Origin of the sequence: Kribbella rubisoli (genome assembly GCF_004217145.1) — a bacterium.
Lineage (GTDB): Bacteria > Actinomycetota > Actinomycetes > Propionibacteriales > Kribbellaceae > Kribbella > Kribbella rubisoli.
Map to the genome: position 1 here is coordinate 471,300 of NZ_SHKR01000017.1, position 26,968 is coordinate 498,267.

A 26,968-nucleotide genomic window follows, 5' to 3' on the forward strand; every position below is an offset into this window, starting at 1 on the left:
ACCATGGCGAAGGAACTGCGGTTCAACACCGACGCCCGGCGGTTGCTCGAATCCGGTGTGAACGCGCTGGCCGATGCGATCAAGGTGACGCTCGGCCCCAAGGGCCGCAACGCGGTGCTGGAGAAGCTGACCGGCCCGCCGACGATCACGAACGACGGCGTCACGATCGCCCGCGAGATCCAGCTGCGCGAACCCTTCGCGAACATGGGCGCCCAGCTGGTCAAGGAAGTCGCGATGAAGACCAACGGCGTGGTCGGCGACGGCACCACCACGGCCACCGTGCTGGCCCAGGCGATGGTCCGCGAGGGCCTGCGCGAGGTCGATGCGGGCGCCAACCCGATGCGGGTACGCCGCGGCATCGAGCGGACCGTCCCGGTCGTGGTCGAGGCGTTGCGCAGCTGTGCCGTCGAGGTCCGCGGCCGCGAGCAACTGCAGCACATCGCGACTCTGGCGGCCAGTGACGACGAGGTGATCGGCACGGTGATCGCGGACGCGGTCGACTGGGTCGGCCGCAACGGCGTCGTCACCACCGAGGAGTCGGACACGCTCGGGATGTCGGTGGAGGTTGTCGACGGCATCGAGTTCGACCACGGGTACGTGTCGGCGTACATGGTCACGGACCGGGAGCGGATGGAGACCGTCTACGACCGCCCGCTGATCCTGCTGACCAACAAGAAGATCACGCAGGTGCAGGAGATCATGCCGACCCTCGAGGTGGCGCAGCGCGCGGACCGTCCGCTCGTGGTGCTCGCCGAGGAGGTCGACGGGCCGGCGCTGCAACTGCTTGTCGGCGGCAACATGCACAACACGATGCGGTCGGTCGTCGTCCGGGCGCCCGGGTTCGGACACCGGCGGATCGCCGAGCTGGAGGATCTGGCGACCGCGCTCGGCGGTGCGGTGATCGCGAAGGACACCGGGCTCGACCTCACCGACGTGACCCGCGAGCACCTCGGCACCTGCGACCGGATCACGATCACCGAGGACACCACCACGATCGTCGGTGGGCACGGGGACGCGTCGCTGGTGGAGGCGCGGATCTCCCAGCTGGAGAAGCAGTTCGAGCGGGCCAAGATCGACGCCGACCAGGACAGCCTGCAACTACGGATGGCGCGGCTGGCCGGCAAGGTCGCGGTGATCCGGGTCGGCGGCGCGACGAGTGTCGAGCTGAAGGAACGGATGCTGCGCGTCGAGGACTCGCTGGCCGCGACCCGCGCCGCTCTGGAGGAAGGCATCGTCGCCGGCGGCGGGACTGTACTGGTCCAGGCCCAGGCTGCTTTGTCCGAGCTGGAGCTGAGCGGCGACGAGGCGATCGGTCGCGAGGTCGTACGACGGGCGCTGCCGGAGCCGCTGCGCTGGATCGCGATCAACGCCGGGTACGACGGCGACGAGGTCGTGGCACAGGTCGCGTCGTTGCCGGCGGGGCACGGTTTCAACGCGCTGACCGGTCGGTACGGCGATCTCGTCGAGGACGCCGTGATCGATCCGCTCAAGGTCACTCGCGCGGCGCTGGAGAGCGCGGCCTCGATCGCCGCACTGATCCTCACCACCGAGACCGCGGTCGTCGAGGAGATCATCGGCAACCCCGGCGCGATCATGGCGCCCGGCTTCGGTGATCTCGCCGAGGGCATGGTCCGTCCGTCGAACATCTATTGAGGAGCCGGCGATGAACCGACGGCACCAACTCCTGGAGACCTTCCTGCACCGAGTTCTCGGCGTACCCCTGGACGAGGTGCACGGGGAAGCGCTCCTGCTCGAGTACGGGTTGAGTGATCGGCTCGAGGAGCTGATCGACGCGGCGCTCGGGTATCCGGCCCGGGACCCGTTCGGGGAGCCGATCGAGCCCAAGGTACGGGTGTGATCGAGCCGACCGCGCCACAGCTCGCCACCGCGGCCAGGACTTTCGGCCTGTTGCTGGCGCCGGTCCGACTGCACCTGGTCGCGTTGGCGAGCTGTGGTGAGTACGACGTCGGCACGCTGGCCGCCCGGGTGGGTGTCAGCGTGCCGACGGCGAGCCAGCACCTGGCCAAGCTCCGCCTGGCCGGGCTGGTCAGCGCACGACGCGAGGGACGGCGGCAGTTCTACACCGTCGACGACCCCCACGTCGTGGCCCTCGTCGAGCAGATCTTCGAGCATGTCGCGCCAGACGGCACGCTCGCACCTGACCCGCCCCGACGAGCGCTCAGTGGTTGGATCGGCCGCAGCAGCCGCCGGCTGCGAGTGCCTTCGCCGCGGGCGGCGCCTTGACGGCCGCTTCGACGTCGGCCAGCATCCGCTCGCGTTGCGCGGGGGAGATGACCCGGCCGCGGGTGACCACGGTGTGGATCTTGCGGCTGTTGCGGATGTCGGTCAGCGGGTCGGCATCCAGCACGACCAGGTCGGCGATCTTCCGCGGTTCGACCGAGCCGAGGTCCTTTGTCAGTCCCAGGAACTTGGCCGGCTCGACGGTTGCGGCGTACAGGGCCTGACGCGGCGTGGCTCCGGCACCGACCAGGTGCTCGAGCTCGTCGTGCAGTGCGAACCCCGGCACGGAATACGGCGTACCGGTGTCGGTTCCGGCCAGGATCGGGACGTCGTGGGCGAGCAGTTCACCCACGAATCGTTGCCGCCACGCCCACATCTGCCGCTGATGCGAGATCTCTTCAGCGGTCCGGTTGGGGGTGTACAGGGTCTGGATCGCGTAGTTGTAGACGTCGATCTCGTCGGAATTCATGTACTTGGCCAGTGCGGGATCGAGTTGCGTGTAGTCGGGTTGGTCGAGGACGTTGTGCATGGTCAGTGTCGGTGTGACCCGGGTCCGGTTCCGTCGGAGTGTGCCGAACACGTCGGCGGCCCGGGCCGGGCTGTACGTGTTCGCGGCGATCCACTCGATCGGGTGCATCTGCCGGAACCAGCTGTTGTAGTCCCCTTTCTGCACGGTGATCGCGAGGACCATCCGCCGTACCTCGGACTCGCGGGTGGAGACCGCGAGCCCGATCGAGTGGATGTGCTCGATGCTGCGTTGCCCGGCGTTGCTGACCTCCTTCGTGGTCAGCTGGTCCGGTCCGTGGCCGTGAACGGTCAGGCCGACCTTGCGGGCCTCGTCGATGAGGCCGGCGTACGCCGCCCGGCTCAGCCGCGAGTACGCCTTGACGAAGTCGGCGCCTTCGGCGTGCACCCGGCGTACGGCGGCCCGGGCGGACTGCTCGTCGCCGGCGACGATGACCGGGGTCAGGTTCGGGTCCCACAGGGTCGGGTCGCCGTCGATGATCTTGCTGCCGACCACCATCCGCGGCCCCAGGAGAGTGCCGGCGGCGATCCGGTCGCGCCACTCGTACAAGATCGGGTCCGTGCCGGCCATCTCGCGGACCGTGGTCAGCCCGTTCGCGAGGTACAGCGGCGGCGAGACGTGCTCGTCGCCGAGGCTGTGGACGTGCATGTCGGCGAGACCGGGGATGACGTACTTGCCGGTGAGGTCGATCGTCGTTGCGTTGTCGGGGATCGGGAGGCGGCCGACGGCGACGATGCGTTCGCCGCTGATCAGGACGGTCTGGTTGCGATCGCGGCGACCGGTGGCGACGTCGATGACGGTGACATTGGTGAGCGCGGTGATCTTGCTTGGTTTGACCACGGCCGAGGCGGTGGTCGTGGTGAAGCTACCTCCCGCGAGGACAGCGGCTCCGGCGGCGGTACGGGCGAGGAACTGACGGCGAGAACTGTTCATGCCCCTCACTATTGTTCTGCGCGCCGGTCGGCACACGGGTCGCAGCCCGCCGGTCCCAGGTAGGGATTTGTCTACCCCGGCACGTACTCTTGGTGGCTGTTATGCGTACTTATGAGGTCCGCACTTACGGGTGCCAGATGAATGTCCATGACTCCGAGCGGTTGCGCGGGCTGCTGGAGGATGCGGGCTATGTCCGCGCGCCCGAGGGTGACGAGGCCGATGTGGTCGTCTTCAACACCTGCGCGGTCCGGGAGAACGCCGACAACAAGCTGTACGGGAATCTCGGCCACCTGGCGCCGGTGAAGGCCCGTAAGCCGGGGATGCAGATCGCCGTCGGCGGGTGTCTGGCGCAGAAGGACAAGGCGTCGATCGTTCGCAAAGCCCCCTGGGTGGACGTCGTGTTCGGCACCCACAACATCGGCTCGCTGCCGGTGCTGCTGGAGCGGGCCCGGGTGGCCGAGGAGTCCCAGGTCGAGATCCTGGAGTCGCTCGACGTCTTCCCGTCGACGCTCCCGACGCGGCGCGAATCGGCGTACTCCGCCTGGGTCTCGGTCAGCGTCGGATGCAACAACACCTGCACGTTCTGCATCGTCCCGTCGCTGCGCGGCCGTGAGAAGGACCGCCGGCCCGGTGACGTGCTCGCCGAGGTCGAGGCGCTGGTCGCCGAGGGCGTGCTCGAGGTGACGCTGCTCGGTCAGAACGTGAACTCGTACGGCGTGGAGTTCGGCGACCGGTTCGCGTTCGGCAAGCTGCTGCGCGCGTGCGGGGAGATCGACGGGCTGGAGCGCGTGCGGTTCACCTCGCCGCACCCGCGGGACTTCACCGCGGACGTGATCGAGGCGATGGCCGAGACGCCGAACGTGATGCCCTCGCTGCACATGCCGCTGCAGTCCGGGTCGGACACGGTGCTGAAGGCGATGCGTCGTTCGTACCGCCGCGACCGCTACCTTCGCATCATCGAAGACGTGCGGGCTGCGATGCCGGATGCGGCGATCACGACCGACATCATCGTCGGTTTCCCGGGGGAGACCGAAGAGGACTTCCAGGGCACGCTCGACGTGGTCCGGCAGGCGCGGTTCGCGGGCGCGTTCACCTTCCAGTACTCGAAGCGTCCTGGTACGCCGGCCGAGTCGATGGAGGACCAGGTCCCGCGCGACGTCGTACAGGATCGGTACGAGCGGCTCGTCGCGCTGCAGGACGAGATGGCGTGGGACGAGAACAAGAAGATTGTCGGCCGGACCGTCGAGGTGCTCGTCGCGGAGGGGGAGGGGCGCAAGGACGCCAGCACCCACCGGCTCAGCGGCCGTGCCCGCGACAACCGGCTCGTCCACTTCGCGCTGCCGGCGGAGGTCGAGAAGCCGCGGCCGGGCGACGTTGTGACGGTCGAGGTCACGTACGCCGCGCCCCATCACCTGAACGCGGACGTGTTCGGCGAAGTACGTCGTACTCGCGCCGGCGACGCGTGGCAGCGCGCGCAGGACGCGCCTCCTGCTGCGCCCGGCGTGATGCTCGGGATGCCGACCGTCGGTGCCAAGCCGCTCGAGCCCGCGACGAACGGCTGCCAGGTCGGATGACGGAAACCCCCGCCCCGCAGGATCCTCCGGTCGCCACCCTCTCCTCGCTCCTTCCGCCCGGCGCCGAGCCGTTCGCGTTCGGCCGCGACGCGGACGTGTACCACGTGGACGACCAATGGGTGCTGCGGCGCTACCGCGACGGGCACCCGGTTCGCGACGAGGCCGACTTCATGCGGCACGTCGCGAAGTACGGGTACCCGGTCCCCGCCGTCCGCGAGATCGAAGGCGCGGACATGATCGTCCAGCGCCTCGACGGCCTGACGCTCGGCGACGCCGCGATCGCCGGCGACCTCACCGCGACCGAGATCGGAACGATCCACGCCGACCTCCACCGCCAATTGCAGGCAATCCCGGCCCCGAGCGGTACGCCCGGCCTCGTCGTCGTCCACGGCGACCTGCACCCACTCAACGTGATGGCCACCGCCGCCGGCCCGGTCGTCATCGACTGGCGCAACGCCCGCGAAGGCCTCGCCGAGTTCGACGTGGCACTGACCGCAATCATCTTCGCCCAGGTCGTCTTCGACCCGGCATACGCCGACCTCGCCGCCCTACTCCGCGAGGCCCTGGGCGTCTACCTAGCCGCCTCCATCGACCCCACCCCCGGCCTCCCCGCCGCCCTCGACTACCGCGGCAACAACCCGACCCTGACACCGGCGGAACTATCCCTCCTCCCCGCCCAGGAAAAGCTGATCCGGTCGTATCTGCGCTAACGACAGGAGGTAGTCGCCTCCGAGGCGCCGCGGCAGCCTGGTGCACGCTCACCGATCGTGGCCCGGGCGCACTACCTCCTGTCGTTAGCGGTCAGGCGTTGAGGAATTGGGACGGTTTGAGGGCGCGGGTGACGATGCGGAGTTCGCCGATGTTGCCGGCGAAGCCCTGGTCGACTGTGTTTGCGTAGTGGCCGGCGCCGACGAGCCATGGCTTGCCGGCGGTTGCCAGCCCGTTGGACGGGGTCGCCGGGTTGCGTAGCAGCTCCGAGGAGTCGACGTACACGATGCTGTGCCGGCCGTCGTTCACGATCGCCAGGTGGAACCAGCGGCCGGCGACCATCTCGTGGCCCCAGTTGGTGAAGGTGTCGTTCTTGTCGAACGGGTACACCGCCCACTGCACCTCACGCCCACCTGAGAACCCGAGCTTCACCGTCGGCTCGTCGGGGTCGCTGCCGGTCTTGCCCGCGTCGCGTCCGGTGCCGAGCCGCGTGAACAGACCCTCCCACGAGTGGTCCTGCCCGTCGTCGGCCAGCTTCACGAACGCCTCGATCGTGTAGCCGCCCTTGAACGTCAGCGCATTGAGCGGCGCGCTGTCGGCGGTCTGCAGGTACCCGCCGCGGGCCGGGTTCTTGTTGCCCGGGAACAGCCAGCTCGCGTGCCCCGGCTGGTCCGGGTGGAACTCGGCGCTCGCCGTCAGCGCATCGCTCGACAGCTGTTTGCGGGTGAGGTGATTGCCCTTGCCCGACTGGTCGATCACCTGATCTGTGACCGGTCCGTCGAAGCGCCAGTACGCCGCCGTACCCGGAATGACGAGCTGGGATGCCGGCCGCGCCGGGCGGACCGCTACCGGTGCGAACCCGGAGAACCGCTCGTCGAAGTCGATCGGGATGCTGAAGCGGTTGATGTCGTCGGTCAGCTCGATCTCGTGCTCTTCGAGTTCGTTGCGCTTGGCCGGGTCCTGGCCCATGATCCACGGCGAGATCGTCTCGACGTCGATCGTGTTCCGCGCCAGGTCGAAGTGGTACAGCCGGACCATGCCCGATCCGCCGTAGAACCGGTCCTGGTAGTTGGTGATGTGCAGGTGCACATCGTTGCCGGCCGCGTTCTTCCGCGTGACCCGGCCGGGCGGCCAGTAGTGCCCGTTCATCGTGATGAAGATCTGGTCGTTGTTGTCGATCAGCTGGTCCCAGACGCGGTTGCCCTGGTCGCTGAAGTAGGCGGTCGGGTCGCCCGCGTCGGCGTACACGATCTCGTGCGTGGTGAGGATGACCGGCAGCTTCGGATGCTTGGCGATAACGTCGCGGGCCCAGGCGAAGCTCGCGTCCGACGGCCGCCAGTCCATTGCCAGCAGCAACCATTGCCGGCCGGCCGCGCGGAACACGTGGTACGAGTTGTACCCGTTCGCGGTCGATCCGCCGTACGTCGGCATCCAGCGGAACCGCTTCGGGTTGAACGTGTCGAGGTACGGCGATGCGCCGCGCGTGTCGTCCTTCGACCCGTCGATGTCGTGGTTGCCGGCCAGCACGGAGTACGGGAAGCGGGCCCGGTCGAGGATCTTGAAGACCGGGTCGGCCTGCGCGAACTCCGACGCGAGCGCGTTCTGCACCACGTCGCCGAGGTGCGCGATGAAGACGATGTTCTCGTCGGTCCGGTTGTCGATCAGCCAGTCGAAGGTCGCCGTCAACGGCGCGGGATCGCCCCGATCCTCATCGAACTGGTACTGCGTATCCGGCACCACCGCGAGCGTGAACCGCGGGTGCTCGGTGTCGATCCGACCAGCCGTCCTGCTGCCGCCCGGCGTAGTTGCACGGGCAGCCGCGCTCGTGCTGCCCGTCGCCGCAGCGTTCCCCGCGCTCAGGGCGCCTGAGGTGAAGACCGCACCCGCGCCGAGCGCCCCCGCCTGCAACAGTTTCCGCCTGCTCGTCCCGTCGTACCGCTCGTTCATTGCCCCACGCTCCCAAGCTCGCTGACACCGCAGCGAACACTAGGGCGAAGTGAGGCTAACAACGGTGAACTCAGGCGAAACCCTGGGCGATCACCGCAGGAAGCCCACGCCCGTCCGCCACCGCCGCCAGCACCCGCGCCTCGTGCGGCACCAATGGCTCGGGCAGCTTGTCCAGCGAGTACCACTCCAGTCCCGCAGCCTTCTCCGGCTCCATCAACCGCGGCTCGCCCGACCACTTCGACGCCATGAAGAAGAAGTCCACCCGCTCATCGATCGGGTCCCCGTTCCCACCCGTCCGATGCATAGCCGTCACCGGCACCAGATCCGCCGGCTCGACGTCGATCCCCACCTCTTCCTTCAACTCCCGCACCGCAGCCGCGATCGCCGACTCGCCTTGCTCCACATGCCCCGCCGGCACCGCCCAGTACCCGTCCATATATCCGGTATTGGCCCGCAGCAACAACAACACCTCATCCCCCCGCCGCACCACCACATAAGCCGCCGGCACCACCCGAAACCGATCCATGCCAGCACCCTAGACAACCCGACCGACAGTGGGACGTGAAGGTCAGGCGGCGGGGACTGTCTTGGTCATGACGGTGTGGTTTTTGCCTTTGGGGCGGAGGTAGGTGAAGCCGGCGTGTTCGAAGAGGGAGCGGGTGCCGTTGTAGAGGAAGGAGGCGGTGATCTTCTTGCCGGCGGTGTCTTGCGGATAGGCCTCGACGACTCCGCCGCCGGACTTCGCGATCAGGTCCAGGGCGCCTTGGAGGGCCAGGGCTGAGACGCCTTGGCGGCGGTAGTTGCGGTCGGTGAAGAAGCAGGTCAGGCGGTAGTCCGGCGGGCGGTCCATGCCGGCCTCGTAGTCCTTGCGGTGGTTGATGTTCGGCAGCTCGACCGGCGGCCCGTACTCGAGCCAGCACACCGCGAGCTCACCGTCGAACACGAGCGCCGCATGCGCGCGCCCCTCCATCACCAGGCGGTGCTTGAGTTCGCGGTTGCTGTCCGCGTCGAACGTCTTCTCTTCGTGCATGGTGTGGAAATAGGTGCACCAGCACCCGCCCCACACTCCGTTGTGGCGTTCGGCCAGCGCCGCGAACGCATCCCACGTCTCAGGCCCGAGAGCCCGGACCGTCAACTGCTCAACGTCCACCTTGACCTTGACCATGCCCTGAGAGTACGACGCTATCCGGACAATCTGCGTCCGGAAGTCAAATGACGTGGGCCGCAGGTGTGTAGGCATGGCGAAGGGCCGCAAGCGGGTGCTTGCGGCCCTTCGGGGGATCAGGCGTTCGGCTTGTCCGGGATGTCGTCGTTCTGGCCGTCCAGGTTGTCCAACCCTTCCTTGGCCTTCTCGACGCCCGTGTCGATCTTGTCGCCGTACTTGCCGCCCGTCTTCTCGTCGACGAAGTCGCCGGCCTTGTCCAGACCTTCACCGACCTTGTCGCCGTGCTCGTTGACCAGGTCAGTGGCCTTGTCCTTCAGGTCCTCGGCCTTGCCCTTGAACTTGTCGAAGATGCCCATCTCGGGGGCTCCCATTCCTGCGTAGTTGAGTGCTTACAGACAGCTAGCGGTGATCTTCGCACCTGCAACACCGGATCTGTGGGATCTCCGCGAGCGCCATGCTGACGCGCGTCGAACGGGTGTCAGGCAACCGCTCAGACGCCGTCGCCCGACGGTTCCGACTCTACGTCGCCGCCGCTGTCTTCACTCTCGTCACCGGTGGATTCGACATCGCCACCGCTGAACTCGACGTCGCCGCCGCTCTTCTTCGCCTCGACATCGCCGCCGCTGCGCTTCGCGGCCGCCAGGTCGTCGACTTCTTCCCCCAGGCCGAGCGCGTCCTTGGCCGCGTCCGACTCTTCCTCGAAACCGTTCGTCACGTGTGTTCCTCCCGTAGAAATGTTTCCAACTCTCCGTGTTCTTACCGAAGATTCCGGGTCATCCACAAGGCAGGTCCATACCTCTTGGCCAAGTCTTCGTAGGGCCGACCGGGGTGGTGGGGCGGGGAAGGAATCTGCACTGCCAGACTGGACCGATGTCCGATCCACTCGTCGTCGCGGTCGTCGGCCCCACCGCGGCCGGGAAGTCCGACCTGGCCGTCGCGCTGTCCGAGCACCTGGACGGCGAGGTCGTGAACGCGGACGCCATGCAGGTGTACCGCGGCATGGACATCGGTACGGCGAAGATCAGCGCCGCCGAGCGCGCCGGCGTGCCGCACCACCTGCTCGACATCCTCGACGTCACCGAGACCGCGACCGTCGCCGAGTTCCAGCAACTGGCCCGAACCGCCATCGACGACTGCATCGACCGCCGGCGCACACCGGTCCTGGCCGGCGGATCGGCCCTCTACATTCGCGCGATCCTGGACGACTTCGTCTTCCCCGGCACCGACCCGGTCGTGCGCGCCCGCCTCGAGGCTGAGCTCGAAGCGCACGGCTCCGGCGTACTGCACAGCAGGTTGCAGGCGATCGACCCGAAGGCCGCCGAGCAGATCCTGCCGAGCAACGGCCGGCGGATCGTTCGCGCGCTCGAGGTCGTCGAGATCACCGGCGGCCCGTACGTCGCCACGCTGCCTGAGCACCGCTATGTGTATCCGGGCGCGATCCAGCTGGGTCTCGACGTACCGCGCCCCGAACTGGACGCGCGGATCGACCTCCGGGTGGACCGGATGTTCGACGCGGGTTTTGTCGCCGAGGTGCGAGGACTGCTGGACAAGGGTTTGATTGAGGGGAAGACGGCCAACCGCGCACTCGGGTACTCGCAGGTGATCGCGTTGCTGAACGGTGAGATCGACGAAACGCAGGCCCGGGAGCGGACCGCCCAGGCCACGCGCCGGTTCGCGCGCCGGCAGGACTCGTGGTTCCGTAAGGACCAACGCATTACTTGGCTGCAGTACGACGACCCCGACCTGGTGGAGAAGGCAATTCGAGTGATAGCCCAAGGCAACCGCAGGGGGACCGGCGGCGTAGTCGGGGTGGAATCGAATGCGAGGGGGTGACCGTGAGGCCGAGTTCCGTGAGTACCTGCTCGCGGACCGCACCAGGCTGATGAGAACGGCGTTGCTGCTCACCGCGGGTGATGTGCACACCGCTGAAGATCTGGTCCAGACCGCCTGCACGCGGGTTTACGTGCACTGGCACCGGATCAAGCACGAAGGCGCGGGCCCGTATGCACACCGCATCCTGGTCAACGCCTTCCTGGACGAGCGCCGCCGCGCCGGCCGCCACCCCGAGGTGGTGACCGCGGAGACGCTCGAGCCGCGCCTGACCGACGTACCTGATCAAGCCGACACCCTCGCCATCCGGGACGCGTTGCTGGACCTCGCGCCGCGGCAGCGGGCGGTGCTGGTGCTGCGGTACTTCCAGGATCTCGATGTCGCGACCTGCGCCCGGATCCTGGAGTGCACCGAGGGCACGGTGAAGAGCCAGACGGCGAAGGCGCTGAAGCGGTTGAAGGACCTGATGACGGAAGAGACGGATCGTACGACGGGGAGTGGCTGAGAACACCGATGGACGACGTGAAGAGACTGTTGGAGGGGTTCGCGGATCGCGCGGCCGATGCGCTGCCGGATGCTGACATCGAGGCCGATGTCACCCGGGGCCGCCGCGCGCTGCGCCGGATCAAGCGCCGGCGTCGCGTCACCGGGGTGTTGTGCGTCGCCGCCGTATCGGCCCTCGCGCTCGCGATCGGCAACCAGGTGAAGTGGTGGGGGAACACCACTGAAGTCGCCGGCGGCACGAGCGAGCCGGAAAAGACCGCCGCGAGCCCCGCGACGGCCGAGGCGGCCAAACCGTCGAGCGCCGAGACGATGTCGATGTTCGGGGCGTCCGTCGTCGAGTTGGTCGCCAACAACCAGCCGTGGAGCACGATCGATTGCACGCTGACGCCGAAGGGCTGGACCGCGGAGACCCCGATCGCCGCCAACCGCGTCGTACTCTCCCAGCCGGCGATGCGTACGGCGGACGCCGCCGCGAAGGTGGTTGTCCAAGCGGCCCCGGACGCTCGTGGCCTGTCCGCGGTCCGGGTCACCGACGGCAGCGGCAAGACCTTCCACATCGGCACTCTCGACGGCCGCCTGGCCGGGCAGGTGAAGCTGTCCGACCAATGGCTGCTGGTCGAGCTTCCGGTGGGCACTGTCGAGTGGCCGGACGACGTACTGCGCCGCTTCATGGACTCCTGCACAGTGAACTAGCACTGGCGCGATCGCCGTCGGTGAGATAGCAAGGGCATGTCCCTGTCACCGACGCCCCGCGGGAGTACTGGTGAAGAAGCTGGTCGCATCGCTGTCTGCAGGTGCCCTTGTCCTGGCTGGTCTGAGTTCGAGCGCCGCTGCTGGTCCGCCTCAACCGCCGGTGAAGACCCCGACCGCGATCGGATTCGGGGGAGCGGTGTCCTCGGTCGACGCGGACGCGACCGCCGCCGGTCTCGGCGTACTGCGGCGCGGCGGCAACGCGGTCGACGCAGCCGTCGCGACCGCGGCCGCCCTCGGCGTGACCGAGCCGTACTCCGCAGGCATCGGCGGTGGCGGGTACTTCGTCTACTACAACGCCAAGAGCCACAAGGTTTCCACGATCGACGGCCGCGAGACCGCGCCCGCGACGATGCCGTCGGACGCGTTCATCGACCCTGCCACCGGCAAGCCGTACAACTTCACGCCCGAGCTCGTCACGTCCGGTGTGTCCGTCGGTATCCCCGGCACGCTGGCGACCTGGGACTCGGCCTTGCGTCAGTGGGGTTCGCTGTCGCTGGGCAACGCGCTGACCCCGGCTGCCGATCTGGCCGATCGCGGCTTCGTCGTCGACAGCACGTTCAACCTGCAGACGCAGGAGAACAAGGCCCGGTTCTCGGCGATCGTGCCGACCGCCAAGCTGTTCCTGCCCGGCGGTGACGCGCCGAAGGTCGGCACGGTGTTCAAGAACCCGGAGCTCGCCGACACCTACCGGATGCTCGGCAAGAAGGGCCTTTCGACCTTCTACGGCGGCGCTCTCGGCGCGGAGATGACCGCGGTGGTCAAGAACCCGCCGAAGACCGCGACGACCACTCTGCCGGTGATGCCGGGCTACATGACCACCGGCGACCTCAAGAAGTACAAGCCGCTGGACCGCGTCCCGACGAAGGTCCGGTACGACGGCCTGGACGTCTACGGGATGGCGCCGTCATCGTCCGGCGGCACCACGGTCGGCGAGGCGCTCAACATCCTCCAGCCGCTGCACCTCAAGCAGCTGAGCACACCGCAGTACCTGCACAGCTACCTCGAGGCGTCCGCGCTGGCGTTCGCGGACAGGGCGGCGTACGTCGGTGATCCCGGCTTCGTGAAAGTGCCGACCAAGGAGCTCACCTCCAGCGGCTTCGGCGCCGAGCGGTCCTGCCAGATCGACCCGGCCAAGGCGGCGGTCAAGCCGGTGCCGGCCGGATCGCCCGACGGCAAGTACCAGCACTGCGCGAAGGGTGCCGCGACGACGCAGCGGCCTGATCCTCGGCCTGATCCTCGGCCTGATACCGAGGGCAAGTCGACAACGCACCTGGTCACGGCCGACAAGTGGGGCAACGTCGTCTCGTACACGTTGACGATCGAGCAGACCGGTGGCAGCGGCATCACCGTTCCGGGCCGTGGCTTCATTCTGAACAATGAGCTGACCGACTTCTCCGGCGTTTACGACCCCGCCGACCCGAACCGGATCCAGCCGGGCAAGCGGCCGCGGTCGTCGATCTCGCCGACGATCGTGCTGCGCAGCGGCAAGCCGTTGCTCGCGCTCGGTTCGCCGGGTGGCTCGACCATCATCACGACCGTCCTGCAGACGCTGACGAACCGCCTCGACCGCGGCATGACCCTGCCCGAGGCGATCGCCGCACCGCGGGCGTCCCAGCGCAACACCGCGTCGGTGACGGCTGAGCAGTCGTTCATCGACAAGTACGGCGCCGCGCTGGCGACGTACGGCCACACCTTCACGCCGGCCGGTGCTCCCGGATCCTCGGCGGCCGAGATCGGTGCGCTCGAGGGGCTGGAGTTCCTGCCCGGCGGCGCGATCCTCGCCGCCGCGGAACCGACGCGGCGCGGCGGCGGATCTGCCGGGGTCGTGTGGCCCAGATAGCCATGCAGGCCCCAACGCGAGTGGATATCCACTCGCGTTGGGGCTTCTCTGCTGATGTGCGAGCGGAGAACCCACAACAGCAGGGGATATCCAGCTGACCACTGAGGTGCGGCACTAGATAGTTGTGATGATCGCGGCGACCAGGGCGACGCGGTCGGGGAGGCTCGTCGCGACGATCTGTTCGTGGACGGCGTGGGCGCCCTTGCCGACAGGCCCCAGGCCATCGAGGGTCGGGATCCCGAGCCAGCCGGTGAGATTGGTGTCGGCTGCGCCGAACGCGGCTGCACCGCCGACCTCCTGACCGACGGATCGTCCGGCCTCGATCACCTTTGCCAACAACTCATCGGTCGCCGGCGACGGCTGCCACGCCGGGCGGTTCGACATCACCCGCACCGTCAACTGAGCGGGTCGCACGGGCTGCAGTTCGGCAACAGCTGCCAGCACGGCCTCTTCGGTCGATGGATCGACAAAGCGGAACCCGATATCAGCCGACGCAGATCCCGGTACGACGTTCGTCCGCCCGCCACCCGTGATCGTGCCGACGTTGCACAACACCTCGTCGTACTGCGCGACGATGCCCCGCACCGCGACCAGCTGATCGACGAGCTCGTCGATCGCGGAGATCCCGCTGTCAGGATCGAGCGCCGCGTGCGCCTCGCGTCCGGCGATCTCGATGCGGACCCGCGTGCTGCCCCAGCGCGATGTCTTCAGATCGCCGTTCGGATGCGGCGGCTCGAGCCCGAAAGCGGCGTACACGCCGGCTGATTCGGCCGTCACGAGTTCGCGGGCGGAGGGTGAGCCGACCTCCTCGTCGGCGACTACTACGACGCGCACCGGCCGATGATCGTGCACCTGCTCCAGGGCGGTTTCGAGGACGACGAGTCCGCCCTTCATGTCGAACACACCCGGGCCGTAGATGACGCCGTTCTCCTCGCGCCACGGCATCGCGTCGGCGAGCTGGCCGATCGGCCAGACAGTGTCGTGGTGGGCGAGGAACAGCAGGGGAGCCTCACCGGCCCGGCCCGGGAAGTCCGCGACCAGGTGGTCGCCGGTCGGCGCCGGCACGCGGCGGACGGTCGCGCCGAGTCCGGCGTACCGCTCGGCGAGGCGGTCGGCGAAGGCGTTCAGCGCGGCCGTGTCACCGGTCGGGGTCTCGGCGCCGACGTACTCCTGGAGTCGCTCGATGATCATGGATAGTCAACGTATCATCATCTGATCACCGATTGACTCCCTTGAGAACAATGGGATCTACTCAAGATATGAATCGTATCTCCGAGGTGAGCTTCCGTGCGGTCTCGCTCACCACGGCGTCCAGGTTCGCCGAGGCCTCGGAGCTGTACCGCGCGGTCTTCGGCTACCTCGACCCGGCGTACGGGCTGAATCCGCGACTGCTCGGCGCGCTGGCGAGCAACGGCGGATCGGTGGTCGGCATCCTCGACGGGAGTGACAAGCTGGTCGCGTTCGCGTACGGCTTCTGCGGCACCGACCGGCGCGGTTTCTACCACTACTCGCAGTCGGCCGTGGTCGCCGCCGACCAGCAGGGGCACGGCCTCGGCCGGATGCTCAAGCACGCCCAGCGAGAAGTTGCCCTGAGCCACGGTATGTCGCGGATGCGCTGGACGTACGATCCGATGCAGCTCCGCAACGCGCACTTCAACCTCGACGTCCTCGGCGCCCGCGGTCGCTGGTTCGCCCCGGACATGTACGGTCCCGGCACCGACCGCGTGATCGTCGAGTGGGACCTGACCCGCGAGCAGCCCGCCATCCCCTCCGCGTTGACCGAGTTGGTGTTGCCGTCCGACTCGGCCGAGCTCCGCAGGTCCTTCGAAGGTCTGCTGGCGCAGGGACTCGTCGCCGTCTCGTGCCGTCGCCTCCCGGACGGCAACGGCGCGTACTACTTCGGGCCGGCCGACGATGCCTGACGACCCACGCAACCGCGAGCTCGCCAGCCCCCACGAGCGGTACGACGCCCGCCTGCAACGGCGATCGTCGACGCTCCTGCAGCGTCGCGTGGTCGAGCAGGAGCGCGCCTCGATCGACGAGGCCCTCGACCAGATCGTCACCGACGAGTCGATCGCGCAGGCCGCGGCGCGGATTGTCGCTGCCCGCCGGCGCTTCATCGTCGGATCGGCGAAGTCGTTCTCGTACGCGTCCTTGCTCGCGTTCGACCTCGGCGCCGGCCTGTCGCAAGTGACGTTGATCGACGGCACGGTCGTCCGCGGCGTCGACGTACTGTCCGATGTCCGGTCGAACGATCTGATGGTCGCGTTCTCCTTCCGTCGGTACCGTCGCGACACGGTCGAGATCGCGCGCCGGTTCGTCGAGGCCGGCGGTGAGCTGGTCGCGGTCACGGATTTCGAGGACGCGCCGCTGGCAAAGATCGCCGACCAGAGCATCTACGTCGCGACCGGGAGTGCGTCGTACGTCGATTCGCCGACCGTCGTCGCCTCTGTGCTGCATGTGCTCGCGACGCTGACGACGGCGAGTGCGAAGGGTGCGCGGCGGCGGCTGCTCGAGCGCGATCGGCTCAACACGGAGCTGGGGCTGTATGTCAACTGAACTGAAGATCGTCGCGGCGCGGCTGCATCGGGTGCGGATGCCGTTGGTGCACGAGTTCCAGACCAGCTCGCACCGCAAGGCGTTCCTCGATCACATCCTGGTCGAGCTGGAGGATGCGTCGGGCGCGACCGGCTGGGGCGAGATCGCGTCGTCCTCCGATCCGTACTACGCACCGGAGACGGTCGAGTCCTGCTGGCACATCGCCTCGCAGTACCTTCTGCCCGCCGTCCTCGACCGCCCGTGGACGCATCCTGACCAGCTGGCGGCCGTCTGGTCGAAGGTCCGCGGCAACAACTTCGCGAAGGCCGGCGTCGACACCGCCGCCTGGGTGCTGTACGCCGGGGCCAACTCCGTGCCGCTGGCAACAGCCCTGGGTGGAAAGCGGACCGAGGTTGTCGCGGGTGTCTCGCTCGGCATCGAACCGACGATCGACGACCTCCTCACCCAGGTCGACACTCAGGTGGCCGCCGGTTACCCCAGGGTCAAGCTGAAGATCGCGCCCGGCTGGGACGTGGAGCCGGTGCGGGCGGTGCGTGCGGCGTACCCGGACCTCGATCTGCATGTGGATGCCAACGGCATCTATACCGCGGACGATCTCAAACTCTTGCAAGAGCTGGACGAGTTCGGCCTGACGATGATCGAGCAACCGTTCGCCCCGCGCGACCTGCTGACTCATGCGCGGCTGCAGCGCACGATCGAGACGCCGGTCTGCCTCGACGAGAGCATCGAGACGGTCGACGACCTGCAGACGGCTCTCCAGCTAGAAGCGTTGCAGGTCCTCAACATCAAGGTGTCGCGGATGGGTGGCCTGACCCCAGCGCGTGAAGCGCATGACCGGGCGCAGGCCGCCGGCATCCCGGTCTGGTGCGGCGGCATGCACGAGTTCGGCATCGGCCGGGTCGCGAACGTCGCACTCTCCAGTCTCGCCGGGTTCACCCTCCCATCGGACGTGTCCGCCTCGGAGAAGTACTACGCCCGGGACGTCATCGAACCCGCCGTCGTCGCCGTCGAAGGCGTCGTACAGGTGCCTGGGGGAACCGGTCTCGGGCATGCTGTGGACCGGGCGCTGATCGAGGCGAACACGGTCGCCGAGTTCGCCCTCGGTCCAGAACAGGAGTGACTCGGTGCGAGTGACGGGGCGGGTGGCATTGACCGGCGGCCTGGTTGCCGACAGCACCGGCTCGGAACCCGTCCCCGGGACTGTGCTGATCGACGGCGATCGCATCACCGCGGTGCTGCCGCCCGGTGCGAGGCCGTCCGGGGCAGAGGTTATCGATGCCACAGGCAACATTGTTGCACCGGGATTCATCGATCTTCACTCACATGCGGATTTCAGTCTGCGCACAAGTCCGGCCGCCGAGTCCCAGCTCGCGCAGGGCGTGACGACGCTGGTCGCGGGCAACTGCGGCTGGTCGCCGTTCCCGATCACCGACCTCGAAACCCTCCGGGCGGGTACGGCGTTCCTCGGGCCCCAGCACGACTGGTCGTGGACCGATCTCGCCGGCTTCGGTGCAACGTTGGAATCCGCGGTGAACCTGGCTCTTCAGGTCGGCCACAGCACGCTGCGGATCGCGGTGATGGGAAACGCACGGCGGGCGCCGTCGCCGGACGAGCTCCGGCGGATGCAGGACCTGCTCCGGGCGGCTGCCGGCCAAGGCGCGGTCGGGTTCTCGACCGGGCTGATCTATGCGCCGGGCGCCTACGCTTCGCCGGAGGAGGTGGCTGCGCTCGTCGCCACCGCCGCCGAATGCGACCTGCTGTACTCGACCCACATCCGCAACGAAGGCGCCGGCCTGCTCGCGGCACTGGACGAGGCGATCTCAGCGGCTCGCGCCGGTGGTGCGCGCCTCGAGATCTCCCATTTGAAGGCAGTCGGCAAGGCGAACCACGGGCTGGTTTCCGCAGCGCTCGAACGTCTCGAGCAGGCCGATGACCTCGACATCGGCTGGGACGCCTACCCGTACACCGCGACCAGCACCACGCTCACCACCCGCCTGCCCACCTGGGCGCTGGCCGACGGCACGCTGCTCGACCGCCTGGCGGATCCAGCTGAACGCAAGCGGATCGCCGAGGCCCTCCGCTCCGACAACCTCCTGTCGCCGGACTCGGTCGTCATCGCCTCACTGCCACCCGGTCCCTACGAGGACAGCCGGGGCCTGAGCCTCACCGAGATCGCCCAGCGCGACGGGGTGGACGCCGCCGAGATCGTCCTCCGCATCCTCGAGAACCACCAGGCCGCCGTCAGCGTCGTCAACCACGCCATGAGCGAGGACGACGTCATCACGGTCCTCGAACACCCCCGCACAGCAGTCGCCAGCGACGGCTGGATCATGGACGCCACCGGCCCCGGCCACCCCCACCCCCGCAACTTCGGCACGTTCCCCCGAGTCCTGGGCCACTACGCTCGCGACCTGGGCGTTCTCAGCCTGGCCGAGGCCATCCGCCGCATGACCTCCCTGCCCGCCTCCCGCCTGGGTCTGACCGACCGCGGCACGATCACCCCTGGCGCTGTGGCCGACCTCGTAGTCCTCAACCCGACGACGATCGCCGACAGGTCGACGTACGACGCCCCCTGGCAACTCTCCGTCGGCGTAGAGCACGTCCTGGTCGCAGGCCAACCGGTCCTGACCAACGCCGAGCCCACCGGTAGGCGCCCCGGCCGCGTGCTTATTTGAAGCGTTTGGGTTCCTGGGGGAGCGGCGCGGGCGCACCACCTACCTCATTCGTCCCCGTCTCGAGCCATCCGTCGTGCTCGGCCACAACCCGCTCCGCATCGGGATGATCAACGGCGACCACCCACGGGTGGTCCTCGTCGTCATCCTCCCCATGGAAGCGCCCACGCCGTACCTCACCGCCGAGTAGCTCAGCGACGGCCTCGGCGTCCTCCTGCTCCCAGAAGTAGGCGAGCTGCACCGTACGATCTCCTTCATGAGCACGTTTCCCTGGTTGAAGGGTCATGGTACGGAGAACGACTTCGTGATCCTCCCCGATCCCGACGGTTCCCTCCACGGCGAGTTGGACGCGGACCTCGTGCGATTTCTCTGCGACCGCCACGCCGGCCTCGGCGCCGACGGCGTACTGCGGGTGATCCAGGGCGACAAGCAGTCGTACGTCGAGGACGGCGGCGACTGGTTCATGGACTACCGGAATGCGGACGGTTCGATCGCGGAAATGTGCGGGAACGGCGTCCGCGTCTTCGTGAAGTACCTCGCGGACGCGGGCCTGATCGACGATAAGCCCGTCCGCGTCGGCACCCGCGCCGGTATCAAGGAGGTCTCCCAGAACGACGACGGCACGCTCACCGTCGACATGGGCGAGCCGACGCTGCCCGGTCCGGCCGGAATCGTGGTCGAGGCCAACGGTCACCAGTGGCCCGCAGTACACGTCGACATGGGCAATCCGCATGCTGTCGCGTTCGTCGACAACCTGGGTGAGCCCGGCAACCTCTGCGACCAGCCGACCTGGTCGCCCACCAGCGCTTTCCCGCACGGGGTCAACGTCGAGTTCGTCGTACGCCGGGATGCGCACGACGTACAGATGCGGGTCCACGAACGCGGATCGGGGGAGACCCGGTCCTGCGGCACGGGTACCTGCGCCGTGACCGTTGCCGCGGCACGGCAGGCCCGCGACGAGCTGCCGGTGACGTACCGCGTCGGCGTACCGGGCGGTGACGTGAGCGTGACTTGGCGTGCTGACAACCATCTCGAGCTGACCGGACCGGCCGTTCTGCACGCTCGCGGGGACTTCGATCGGGCCTGGCTACCCGCCTAGACCGGGAATCCCAATGCCGCGTGGGGCGTTGACGGAGGTAAACGGGTCGCTTGTACTGGAGGCCCGTGCCACCATGGAAGGTATATGACGACCCATTCACATGCATACGACGAGACCACCGACGTTGAACTTGACCTCATCGAGGGCGAGGACTCCGGCGATTCGTTGTCGGGTCACGATGAGTATGACCACGAACTGAGCACCGAGGGCCTCGACCTGGAGGAGCGCCAAGCGCTTCGCCGCGTGGTCGGGATGTCCACCGAGCTGACCGACATCAGCGAGGTCGAGTACCGCAAGCTGCTGCTCGAGCGGGTGCTGCTGGTCGGCGTCTGGACCGAGGGCAGCGCCGAGGACGCGGAGAACTCGCTGGCCGAGCTGAAGCTGCTCGCCGAGACCGCCGGTTCCGAGGTTCTGGACGGCGTGATCCAGCGGCGGAAGAAGCCCGACGCGGCGACGTTCATCGGTTCCGGCAAGGTGTCCGACCTGCGCAACCTGGTCGCGTCGCTCGGCGCGGACACGGTGATCGCCGACGGCGAGCTGGCCCCCGCGCAGCTGCGCAACCTGGAGGACAAGCTCAAGGTCAAGGTGGTCGACCGGACCGCGCTGATCCTGGACATCTTCGCGCAGCACGCGAAGAGCAAGGAAGGCAAGGCCCAGGTCGAGCTGGCGCAGCTGCAGTACATGAAGCAGCGCCTGCGTGGTTGGGGTGGCAACCTGTCCCGCCAGGCCGGTGGACGCGTCGGTGCGGCCGGTGGCGGTATCGGTGGTCGTGGTCCCGGTGAAACCAAGATCGAGACCGACCGGCGCCGGATCAACACCAAGATCGCCAAGCTGCGCCGCGAGCTGAAGAGCCTCAAGGGCAAGCGTTCGACCCTGCGCCAGGAGCGTCGCCGCAACCTGGTCCCGTCGGTCGCGATCGCCGGGTACACCAACGCCGGCAAGTCCTCGCTGCTGAACAAGATCACCGGCGCGGGCGTGCTGGTCGAGGACGCGCTGTTCGCGACGCTGGACCCGACCACCCGTCGTACGACGGCCTCGGACGGGCGCGTGTACACGCTGACCGACACCGTCGGGTTCGTCCGGCACCTGCCGCACGACATCGTCGAGGCCTTCCGCTCGACGCTGGAGGAGGTCGCGGACGCGGACCTGCTGCTGCACGTGGTCGACGGTTCGCACCCCGACCCGATGGCGCAGATCCAGGCCGTGCGCGAGGTACTGACCGAGATCAACGCGATCGACGTGCCGGAGATCATCGTCATCAACAAGGCCGACCTGGCCGACCCGATGACGCTGGCGCCGATCCTGCACCGTGAGCCGCACGCCATCGTGGTGTCGGCGCGCACCGGTGAAGGCCTCGACAAGCTCCGCGAGCTGATCGAAGGCGGACTGCCGCAGCCGCAGGTCGCCCTCGACGTCCTGCTGCCGTACGACCGCGGCGACCTGGTCTCCCGGATCCACTCCGAGGGCTCGGTCGAGCAGCTCGAACACACCGCCGACGGCACACGGGTGACGGCCCGGGTCCACCCGGCTCTGGCCGGCGACCTGACGCCGTACCAAACGGCCTGAGACGTAGAACAGCCCCCGAGGTCAGCTGACCTCGGGGGCTGTTCCACGTTCACTTACGCTTCGAGACCTGGACCTTCATCGAGGTGCCGGTCTTGGAAACGACCTTGATGTTGACCCCGTTGTTCGGGACCTTGACGCTGCTCGTCGGCTGGTCCGCGGTCCAGTACGACTTGCTGTCGTTGAACGTCGGAACGGCGTTCTGACCACGGATGTAGCTCGCCTGCCCGTTGACGTGCAGGCTGAACGAGTCGGCCTTCTCCAGGCTGAACGGCGCATCGTACGCCGCGACCCGCGGACGCCAGATCTGCCCGTCGAGCCGGTTGATCGGCGTCGGGTGCGAGTCGATCGGAAGGATCAGACCCTCACCGGGGTGCTCGTTGGTGTTGTTGTCCTCCTGCGAGGTGTCCCAGTACCAGATCAGCAGACCGTCCTGGTACGGGAAGTGCTCGACCTTGTCGGCCAGCGTGCTCGCCCAACCGAAGTTGTACGGGCCGGTCTGCAGGTTCTTGTCGTAGTCGACGTAGTTGATGTTCGACGCCAGGTAGTAGTTGTCGTGCTGAGTGGTGAACGACGAACCTGCCGCCGCGAAACCGTTCAGCGTCCAACCGTCCGGCGACGTCTCCGCACCGGAGGTGACCACCGTGGTCGAGCCTGACGTCACCTTGATGTCGTCGGCGAAGAAGCCGATCCCGCCGGCCGCCGGGTCGGTGGCGTAGCGGAACTGCAGCGTGATCGTCTTGCCGGCGTACGCCGACAGGTCGAAGGTCGCCGGCACCCAGCCGTTGCTCTTGCCGTCGATACCGTTGCCTTCGGCATCCTTCGTGATACTGCCCTTGATCGTCTTGAACCCGCTGCCGTCGTTCACGTCGACGTACGCGTAGTCACACGGGTCCGGACCGCAGTCCTCGATGTCCCAGTTGGCCTGGAACGTGAGGCTCGCGGGCTGACCGGCCGGGAGAGCGACCTGCCGGCTCATCGTGTGGGTGAAGTTGTTGCCCTCACCGCTCCACCAGTCCTTGGTCCCGACCGGCGGCTGGACGAGCTGGTGCTCGACCTCTTTCTTCGGCAGCGTCACCACCAGCCCCTGGGCCTTCTTCGAGTTGTACTCGTGCGGGCCGAGGTCGACGGTACGGTTCTGGCCGGCGGTCACGATCTCGTAGTCCAGCCAGCCGAGCTGCAGCTTGTCCCACGCGTTGAAGTCGGCCGCCTGCTCGCCGATCCCGCCGTCACTGGGCTTGCTGACGCGGCTCTGGGACATGATCGTCCACCAGTTCACGCCGTTCTCGACCGCTGCGCCGGAGGTGTCGTACTCGTCCGGCAGACCGAGGTCGTGGCCGTACTCGTGCGCGAAGACGCTGATGCCGCCGTTCTCCGGCTGGATCGTGTAGTCACCGACGTACATGCCGGTATCGCCGATCTGCGCGCCGCCGCCGGTCGGGTTCGTGACCGGGCCGCCCGGGAAGCCGGCGAACCAGCGGTGCGACCAGATCGCGTCCTCGCCCTGCCACGGGTCGCCGTCGGCCTGGTCGCCGCCGGCGTGCACGATCTGGAAGTGGTCGATGTAGCCGTCCGGCTCGTTGAAGTTGCCGTCACCGTCGTAGTCGTAGCGGTCCCACTGGTCGAACGACTTCAGGTCCGCGGTGATCTGCGCCTTGGTCCGGCCCTTGGCCTCCTGGTCGGTGACCCACTGGTTGACCGCGTCCTGGATCAGGTTCCAGGTGTTGTTGCAGACGTTGCCGCCGCACGGGTAGCCGTTCGAGCGGCCGTACCGCGCCTCGTTGTACTTGACCTTCACCCAGTCGGTGACCTCGCCGGACACCGAGTACCGGCCCGACGACTGCTTCTCGTAGTACTTCTTCACCGAGTTGCCGTTGCCGAAGTACAGGTCCTGGAAGTGCTGCTGGGTGTAGTCGGCCTGCCAGACGGTCGAGTTGTCGACCGAGCGGTCCGGCGCCGGGATCTGGTTGTGCAGCGGGCCGTCGAAGCGCGCCGGGCCCGGGACGGCCGGTGCCGTGTCCTGGTCCGGGTACCTGGGGTCGCGCTCGTTGCCGAACTCCGCGAGTACGACGAAGATCCGGTCGGTCTTCTCCCGGCTGAGCTCGACGTACTGGTCGACCTTGCCCTTGGCGTTCTTGGTGCCCTTGGCGCCGTTGGCCTTGGCACCGACCTTGACGACAGTGCTGCCGTTGCGCTGCTCGGGCGTGGCCTGTCCGTTGATGACCTGGGTCAGGGCTTCCTGCCGCAGCTCGCGACGCTTGTCCTCCTGCGGGCTGGACAGCTCGTCCGGCGCCGGGGCAGCCTCACTGGCGATCGGCGCCGACCCTTGTTTGGGCGGTGTGGCGGCGTTCGTTGCCGAGGCGGCGGCCATGCCGAGCCCGGTCGTCGCCGCCAGAGCCAGGCTGAACAGCCCGGCGGGTAGCTTGCGCACGATTCCCCTCCGTGTCTTGGTAACGCAGTGTGATCAAAGCTCCCCCGAGCGTGTTTTGCGCGAGAGTACGGGGAAAATCCGCTGAGCTGAAGGAGAAACTGAGGAAAACCTGTGAAGGTGCGGGGAAACCTGCACCCTGAGTAGAACGGCTCACGCGCTCGGCTAGCGGTCCTTGGCAGACTGTGGCGCGTGGAGCGCGAGACGGTCGACCTGCTGCAGCCGCTGTGGCGTGCGCTGGTGGTGTTCCGCATCATCACCTGGGGCTTCGCCTGCCTCGGCGTGTGGACCCGGTGGGACGGCATCGTCCGGCCGACCGGTGCGTTGCTCCAGCTGGCCGTGATGGGAATCTGGACGCTGATCTCGTCGCTTGGGTACAGCCGGCGCTGGGGCCGCCGCAACACCCGGCTCGCGTTCGCGGACCTGATCGTCACGGTCGGCTGCATGTACGCGACCTTGTGGGCTCAGCCGCTGATCGACATCCGCGGGGGAGCCTCCGTGCTGACCTCGGTCTGGGTGGCCGGCCCGGTCATCGCGCTGGCGATCTCCCGCGGTCGCGACGGTGGCCTGCTGGGCGCGGCGACGATCAGCCTGGCGCTGCTGTCGCTGCGCGGCGTCGACAACGCGTCGAAGATCCTCAGCAACGTCCAACTGCTCCTGGTGGCCGGTCTGGTCGTCGGGTACGCCGCCTCGACCATGCGCCGCGCCGGTGCCCGGCTCCGGTCGGCGATCGCGGCGGAGAGCGCTACCGCTGAACGGCTGCGGCTCAGTCGCTCGATCCATGACGGCGTACTGCAGGTGCTGGCGCAGGTCCAGCGCCGCGGTACGGCGATCGGCGGCGACGCGCTCGAACTCGCCCAACTGGCCGCCGAGCAGGAAGTTGCCCTCCGCACCTTGATGTCGACGCGGCCGGCCGTCGCGGACGGCGATCGCGTTGATCTGTGCGGCTTGTTGTTGCCGCTGGCCACGACGCGGGTGGACGTCGTCGTACCGGCCGCACAAGTGCTGTTGCCTGCAGCCACAGCTGACGAACTGGTTGCCGCGGTCAAGGAAGCGCTGAGCAACGTGTCCAAGCACGCGGGTCCGGATGCACGCTGCTGGATTGCTGTGGAGGACCTTGGCGAGGAGGTCGTGGTGTCGATCCGTGACGATGGAGTCGGTACGACGCCTGCACGGCTGGAGCAGGCCCGTGTGGACGGGCATCTGGGCGTCAGCCAGTCGATCCGCGGCCGGATCGCCGATCTGGGCGGCACTGTCACCGTCCGCACCGCCCCCGGCGAGGGGACCGAATGGGAGCTGAAGGTATGACACGGGTGATGATCGTGGACGACCATCCCATGTGGCGCGAAGGCGTCGCACGGGACCTGGGAGGCCGCGGGTACGACGTCTGCGCGACCGCCTCGGACGTCGCGAGCGCGGTGAAGATCGCGCTGGCGACCCGTCCGGATGTGGTGGTGATGGATCTGCAGCTGGGCTCCGGCTCAGGCGTGGACGCGACGCGCGAGATCACCACGGCGCTGCCTGACACGCGCGTGCTGGTGTTGTCGGCCAGCGCCGAGCAGGACGACGTACTCGCGGCCGTGAAGAACGGGGCTTCCGGGTATCTGGTGAAGTCCGCGTCGTTGGACGAGTTCGACGACGCAGTACGCCGTACCGCCGAAGGCGACGCCATCTTCAGCGCCGGCCTTGCCGGACTGTTGCTGGGCGAATACCGCCGGCTGGGCGCCACCGGCCCTGAGGTCCCCCAACTCACCGACCGCGAAACCGAAGTCCTCCGCCTCGTAGCCCGAGGCCTCACCGCCAAACAAATCGCCACCCGCCTGGTCCTCTCCCACCGCACCGTCGAGAACCACGTCCAAAACACCCTCCGCAAACTCCAACTCCACAACCGAGCCGAACTAGTCCGCTACGCAATAGAACACGGACTGGACACGTAACCCACACCCACTAAGCAACCGCTCCCTGCGTCGGCGCCGCGCTCCGCGCAGCGCGGAGTACACCGATGACCGCACCGATAAGCCACAGTCCGAACGCCGCGGACGCCATACCCCCGCTCCAGAAGCCGGACAGGCACAGCAGGACCACCGCGTACGACGCCCAGGTCGCCCACGTCGGCAGGGCGTGTGCCTGACGGGCGATCCGCGTCGTGACGGCAACTACCACACCGCAGCCGATCAGCCCGGTGAGTGCGAGGATCTGTCCCGCCATGCCGAGCGAGCGGGCGGTGTTCGGGTCGGGGGTGAATTCGTCTGACCACGCCGCGAACGCACTTCCCAGGTCGAGCGAGACACCGGTGATCATCAGCGCGCCGAACATCGCCGCGGCCGGCACGATCACGTGCGTGAGCGGGTCACCGCCGGATAGCCGCTCGAGCACCCGCCGCAGACCAGCAGCGAACCAGAGCAGCAGCGCGACCCCCGCAGCGAGCACAGGCGGCGCAAAGCCAGCGGCGGCCTGCCGCCCGTCGTCGTTGAGTCGCTCGAGGATGTCCGAGTCCGACATGCTCGCGTCGTCGACACCGACCAGGTAGCCCAACGCCACCGCAGCAACGAGCAGCACGAGCGAAGCGGCACCTGCCCACCCCGCGCGCCGAAGTGCCCGCGATTCGTCCATCCCGCCCTCCCCG

The 26,968-nt window shown here is 68.0% G+C and carries 27 protein-coding genes; 17 read left to right on the forward strand and 10 right to left on the reverse strand.

The genetic code is table 11. The features are described from left to right. The first annotated feature begins 3 nt into the window (after positions 1-3). Genes groL through EV645_RS37825 form a run of 3 tightly spaced genes read left to right on the forward strand, consistent with a single transcriptional unit; the run spans position 4 to position 2,244 of the window. Positions 4-1,653, forward strand: coding sequence for a chaperonin GroEL (groL, locus tag EV645_RS37815; protein ID WP_130449349.1), 1,650 nt, complete (start codon positions 4-6; stop codon positions 1,651-1,653). Positions 1,654-1,663: 10 nt separating this feature from the next. Then, positions 1,664-1,858, forward strand: a complete 195-nt coding sequence (locus tag EV645_RS37820; RefSeq protein WP_130449351.1) for an iron dependent repressor, metal binding and dimerization domain protein — start codon at positions 1,664-1,666, stop codon at positions 1,856-1,858. Further along, the gene (locus EV645_RS37825) at positions 1,855-2,244 is read left to right on the forward strand and encodes an ArsR/SmtB family transcription factor (protein ID WP_130449354.1); all 390 of its coding nucleotides are present in this window, start codon (positions 1,855-1,857) and stop codon (positions 2,242-2,244) included. Before EV645_RS37820 ends, EV645_RS37825 begins: the two co-directional genes overlap by 4 nt. Here the strand turns inward: EV645_RS37825 and EV645_RS37830 are convergent. Further along, a complete protein-coding gene (locus tag EV645_RS37830; protein ID WP_130449356.1) occupies positions 2,180-3,700 on the reverse strand; it encodes an amidohydrolase family protein in 1,521 nt (506 codons plus the stop codon). The two genes, EV645_RS37825 and EV645_RS37830, sit on opposite strands and share 65 nt — an antisense overlap. A 101-nt stretch (positions 3,701-3,801) precedes the next feature. Here EV645_RS37830 and miaB point away from each other — a divergent pair, with 101 nt between their 5' ends. Together miaB and EV645_RS37840 are read left to right on the forward strand one after the other, a co-directional pair. Then, positions 3,802-5,274: a tRNA (N6-isopentenyl adenosine(37)-C2)-methylthiotransferase MiaB gene (gene miaB / locus EV645_RS37835; protein ID WP_130449358.1), complete on the forward strand. Its 1,473-nt coding sequence runs from the start codon at positions 3,802-3,804 to the stop codon at positions 5,272-5,274. Further along, a complete protein-coding gene (locus EV645_RS37840) occupies positions 5,271-5,984 on the forward strand; it encodes a phosphotransferase (RefSeq protein ID WP_130449360.1) in 714 nt (237 codons plus the stop codon). The genes miaB and EV645_RS37840 overlap by 4 nt, the downstream gene beginning before the upstream one ends. A 91-nt stretch (positions 5,985-6,075) precedes the next feature. On the opposite strand, the gene EV645_RS37845 is transcribed toward EV645_RS37840, so the two are convergent. The 5 genes from EV645_RS37845 to EV645_RS37865 all read right to left on the reverse strand — a co-directional run bounded on the left by EV645_RS37845 (position 6,076) and on the right by EV645_RS37865 (position 9,809). Beyond that, on the reverse strand, positions 6,076-7,929 hold the full coding sequence (locus EV645_RS37845) for a LamG-like jellyroll fold domain-containing protein (protein ID WP_130449362.1): 1,854 nt from the start codon (positions 7,927-7,929) through the stop codon (positions 6,076-6,078). A gap of 70 nt (positions 7,930-7,999) precedes the next feature. Further along, a complete protein-coding gene (locus EV645_RS37850; protein WP_130449364.1) occupies positions 8,000-8,455 on the reverse strand; it encodes an NUDIX hydrolase in 456 nt (151 codons plus the stop codon). 42 nt (positions 8,456-8,497) lie between these two features. Beyond that, on the reverse strand, positions 8,498-9,094 hold the full coding sequence (locus EV645_RS37855) for a GNAT family N-acetyltransferase (RefSeq protein WP_130449366.1): 597 nt from the start codon (positions 9,092-9,094) through the stop codon (positions 8,498-8,500). 116 nt (positions 9,095-9,210) lie between these two features. Then, entirely contained in the window at positions 9,211-9,450 is a 240-nt protein-coding gene (locus tag EV645_RS37860; protein WP_130449368.1) for an antitoxin, read from the reverse strand. Positions 9,451-9,584: 134 nt separating this feature from the next. Continuing rightward, positions 9,585-9,809: a hypothetical protein gene (locus EV645_RS37865; protein ID WP_130449370.1), complete on the reverse strand. Its 225-nt coding sequence runs from the start codon at positions 9,807-9,809 to the stop codon at positions 9,585-9,587. A 155-nt stretch (positions 9,810-9,964) separates the two neighbouring features. Between EV645_RS37865 and miaA the strand changes: the two genes are divergently transcribed. The 4 genes from miaA to ggt all read left to right on the forward strand — a co-directional run bounded on the left by miaA (position 9,965) and on the right by ggt (position 14,021). After that, entirely contained in the window at positions 9,965-10,927 is a 963-nt protein-coding gene (gene miaA, locus EV645_RS37870; RefSeq protein ID WP_130449372.1) for a tRNA (adenosine(37)-N6)-dimethylallyltransferase MiaA, read from the forward strand. Next, positions 10,914-11,429, forward strand: a complete 516-nt coding sequence (locus EV645_RS37875) for a SigE family RNA polymerase sigma factor (protein WP_130449374.1) — start codon at positions 10,914-10,916, stop codon at positions 11,427-11,429. Before miaA ends, EV645_RS37875 begins: the two co-directional genes overlap by 14 nt. 17 nt (positions 11,430-11,446) lie before the next feature. Further along, a complete protein-coding gene (locus tag EV645_RS37880; RefSeq protein WP_130449376.1) occupies positions 11,447-12,121 on the forward strand; it encodes a hypothetical protein in 675 nt (224 codons plus the stop codon). A gap of 70 nt (positions 12,122-12,191) precedes the next feature. Next, positions 12,192-14,021 (forward strand): gamma-glutamyltransferase, encoded by a 1,830-nt coding sequence (gene ggt, locus EV645_RS37885; protein ID WP_242000908.1) that lies wholly within the window; start codon positions 12,192-12,194, stop codon positions 14,019-14,021. Between the two features lie 114 nt (positions 14,022-14,135). On the opposite strand, the gene EV645_RS37890 is transcribed toward ggt, so the two are convergent. Then, the gene (locus tag EV645_RS37890) at positions 14,136-15,212 is read right to left on the reverse strand and encodes a M20/M25/M40 family metallo-hydrolase (RefSeq protein WP_130449378.1); all 1,077 of its coding nucleotides are present in this window, start codon (positions 15,210-15,212) and stop codon (positions 14,136-14,138) included. Between the two features lie 68 nt (positions 15,213-15,280). Here EV645_RS37890 and EV645_RS37895 point away from each other — a divergent pair, with 68 nt between their 5' ends. From EV645_RS37895 to EV645_RS37910, 4 genes are read left to right on the forward strand one after another with little or no spacing between them, the layout of a single operon-like run. Next, positions 15,281-15,943: a GNAT family N-acetyltransferase gene (locus EV645_RS37895; protein WP_130449380.1), complete on the forward strand. Its 663-nt coding sequence runs from the start codon at positions 15,281-15,283 to the stop codon at positions 15,941-15,943. Then, complete coding sequence (locus tag EV645_RS37900) at positions 15,936-16,580, forward strand: MurR/RpiR family transcriptional regulator (RefSeq protein WP_130449382.1); 645 nt, start codon at positions 15,936-15,938, stop codon at positions 16,578-16,580. The genes EV645_RS37895 and EV645_RS37900 overlap by 8 nt, the downstream gene beginning before the upstream one ends. After that, on the forward strand, positions 16,570-17,700 hold the full coding sequence (gene menC / locus EV645_RS37905; RefSeq protein ID WP_242000909.1) for an o-succinylbenzoate synthase: 1,131 nt from the start codon (positions 16,570-16,572) through the stop codon (positions 17,698-17,700). Before EV645_RS37900 ends, menC begins: the two co-directional genes overlap by 11 nt. Before the next feature lie 4 nt (positions 17,701-17,704). Beyond that, positions 17,705-19,255: an N-acyl-D-amino-acid deacylase family protein gene (locus EV645_RS37910; protein WP_198682125.1), complete on the forward strand. Its 1,551-nt coding sequence runs from the start codon at positions 17,705-17,707 to the stop codon at positions 19,253-19,255. Here the strand turns inward: EV645_RS37910 and EV645_RS37915 are convergent. Further along, positions 19,248-19,493 carry a hypothetical protein gene (locus EV645_RS37915; RefSeq protein ID WP_130449384.1) on the reverse strand — a complete coding sequence of 82 codons (246 nt, stop codon included), beginning with the start codon at positions 19,491-19,493 and terminating at the stop codon, positions 19,248-19,250. The genes EV645_RS37910 and EV645_RS37915 overlap by 8 nt on opposite strands. A 15-nt stretch (positions 19,494-19,508) precedes the next feature. Here EV645_RS37915 and dapF point away from each other — a divergent pair, with 15 nt between their 5' ends. After that, positions 19,509-20,351: a diaminopimelate epimerase gene (gene dapF, locus EV645_RS37920; RefSeq protein ID WP_130449386.1), complete on the forward strand. Its 843-nt coding sequence runs from the start codon at positions 19,509-19,511 to the stop codon at positions 20,349-20,351. An 84-nt stretch (positions 20,352-20,435) separates the two neighbouring features. Next, positions 20,436-21,917: a GTPase HflX gene (hflX, locus tag EV645_RS37925; RefSeq protein ID WP_130449388.1), complete on the forward strand. Its 1,482-nt coding sequence runs from the start codon at positions 20,436-20,438 to the stop codon at positions 21,915-21,917. 49 nt (positions 21,918-21,966) lie between these two features. Here the strand turns inward: hflX and EV645_RS37930 are convergent, their stop codons facing one another. After that, a complete protein-coding gene (locus EV645_RS37930; protein WP_130449390.1) occupies positions 21,967-24,345 on the reverse strand; it encodes an immune inhibitor A domain-containing protein in 2,379 nt (792 codons plus the stop codon). Between the two features lie 189 nt (positions 24,346-24,534). On the opposite strand from EV645_RS37930, the gene macS reads away from it, so the two are divergent. Both macS and EV645_RS37940 read left to right on the forward strand, forming a co-directional pair. Further along, positions 24,535-25,650, forward strand: coding sequence for a MacS family sensor histidine kinase (gene macS, locus EV645_RS37935; protein ID WP_130449392.1), 1,116 nt, complete (start codon positions 24,535-24,537; stop codon positions 25,648-25,650). After that, the gene (locus EV645_RS37940; protein WP_130449394.1) at positions 25,647-26,279 is read left to right on the forward strand and encodes a response regulator; all 633 of its coding nucleotides are present in this window, start codon (positions 25,647-25,649) and stop codon (positions 26,277-26,279) included. Before macS ends, EV645_RS37940 begins: the two co-directional genes overlap by 4 nt. A gap of 10 nt (positions 26,280-26,289) precedes the next feature. Here the strand turns inward: EV645_RS37940 and EV645_RS37945 are convergent, their stop codons facing one another. Continuing rightward, the gene (locus EV645_RS37945) at positions 26,290-26,955 is read right to left on the reverse strand and encodes a hypothetical protein (protein WP_130449396.1); all 666 of its coding nucleotides are present in this window, start codon (positions 26,953-26,955) and stop codon (positions 26,290-26,292) included. Positions 26,956-26,968 lie beyond the last annotated feature (13 nt).

Excerpts from the sequence above, each read along its gene's own strand:
- EV645_RS37855 (WP_130449366.1), bottom strand. The coding sequence starts at position 9,094 with ATGGTCAAGGTCAAGGTGGACGTTGAGCAGTTGACGGTCCGGGCTCTC.
- EV645_RS37895 (WP_130449380.1), top strand. The coding sequence starts at position 15,281 with ATGAATCGTATCTCCGAGGTGAGCTTCCGTGCGGTCTCGCTCACCACG.
- miaB (WP_130449358.1), top strand. The coding sequence starts at position 3,802 with ATGCGTACTTATGAGGTCCGCACTTACGGGTGCCAGATGAATGTCCAT.
- EV645_RS37875 (WP_130449374.1), top strand. The coding sequence starts at position 10,914 with ATGCGAGGGGGTGACCGTGAGGCCGAGTTCCGTGAGTACCTGCTCGCG.
- EV645_RS37830 (WP_130449356.1), bottom strand. The coding sequence starts at position 3,700 with ATGAACAGTTCTCGCCGTCAGTTCCTCGCCCGTACCGCCGCCGGAGCC.
- EV645_RS37945 (WP_130449396.1), bottom strand. The coding sequence starts at position 26,955 with ATGGACGAATCGCGGGCACTTCGGCGCGCGGGGTGGGCAGGTGCCGCT.
- EV645_RS37845 (WP_130449362.1), bottom strand. The coding sequence starts at position 7,929 with ATGAACGAGCGGTACGACGGGACGAGCAGGCGGAAACTGTTGCAGGCG.
- groL (WP_130449349.1), top strand. The coding sequence starts at position 4 with ATGGCGAAGGAACTGCGGTTCAACACCGACGCCCGGCGGTTGCTCGAA.
- EV645_RS37840 (WP_130449360.1), top strand. The coding sequence starts at position 5,271 with ATGACGGAAACCCCCGCCCCGCAGGATCCTCCGGTCGCCACCCTCTCC.
- menC (WP_242000909.1), top strand. The coding sequence starts at position 16,570 with ATGTCAACTGAACTGAAGATCGTCGCGGCGCGGCTGCATCGGGTGCGG.
- hflX (WP_130449388.1), top strand. The coding sequence starts at position 20,436 with ATGACGACCCATTCACATGCATACGACGAGACCACCGACGTTGAACTT.
- EV645_RS37890 (WP_130449378.1), bottom strand. The coding sequence starts at position 15,212 with ATGATCATCGAGCGACTCCAGGAGTACGTCGGCGCCGAGACCCCGACC.
- EV645_RS37860 (WP_130449368.1), bottom strand. The coding sequence starts at position 9,450 with ATGGGCATCTTCGACAAGTTCAAGGGCAAGGCCGAGGACCTGAAGGAC.
- miaA (WP_130449372.1), top strand. The coding sequence starts at position 9,965 with ATGTCCGATCCACTCGTCGTCGCGGTCGTCGGCCCCACCGCGGCCGGG.
- dapF (WP_130449386.1), top strand. The coding sequence starts at position 19,509 with ATGAGCACGTTTCCCTGGTTGAAGGGTCATGGTACGGAGAACGACTTC.
- EV645_RS37940 (WP_130449394.1), top strand. The coding sequence starts at position 25,647 with ATGACACGGGTGATGATCGTGGACGACCATCCCATGTGGCGCGAAGGC.
- EV645_RS37850 (WP_130449364.1), bottom strand. The coding sequence starts at position 8,455 with ATGGATCGGTTTCGGGTGGTGCCGGCGGCTTATGTGGTGGTGCGGCGG.
- EV645_RS37900 (WP_130449382.1), top strand. The coding sequence starts at position 15,936 with ATGCCTGACGACCCACGCAACCGCGAGCTCGCCAGCCCCCACGAGCGG.
- EV645_RS37820 (WP_130449351.1), top strand. The coding sequence starts at position 1,664 with ATGAACCGACGGCACCAACTCCTGGAGACCTTCCTGCACCGAGTTCTC.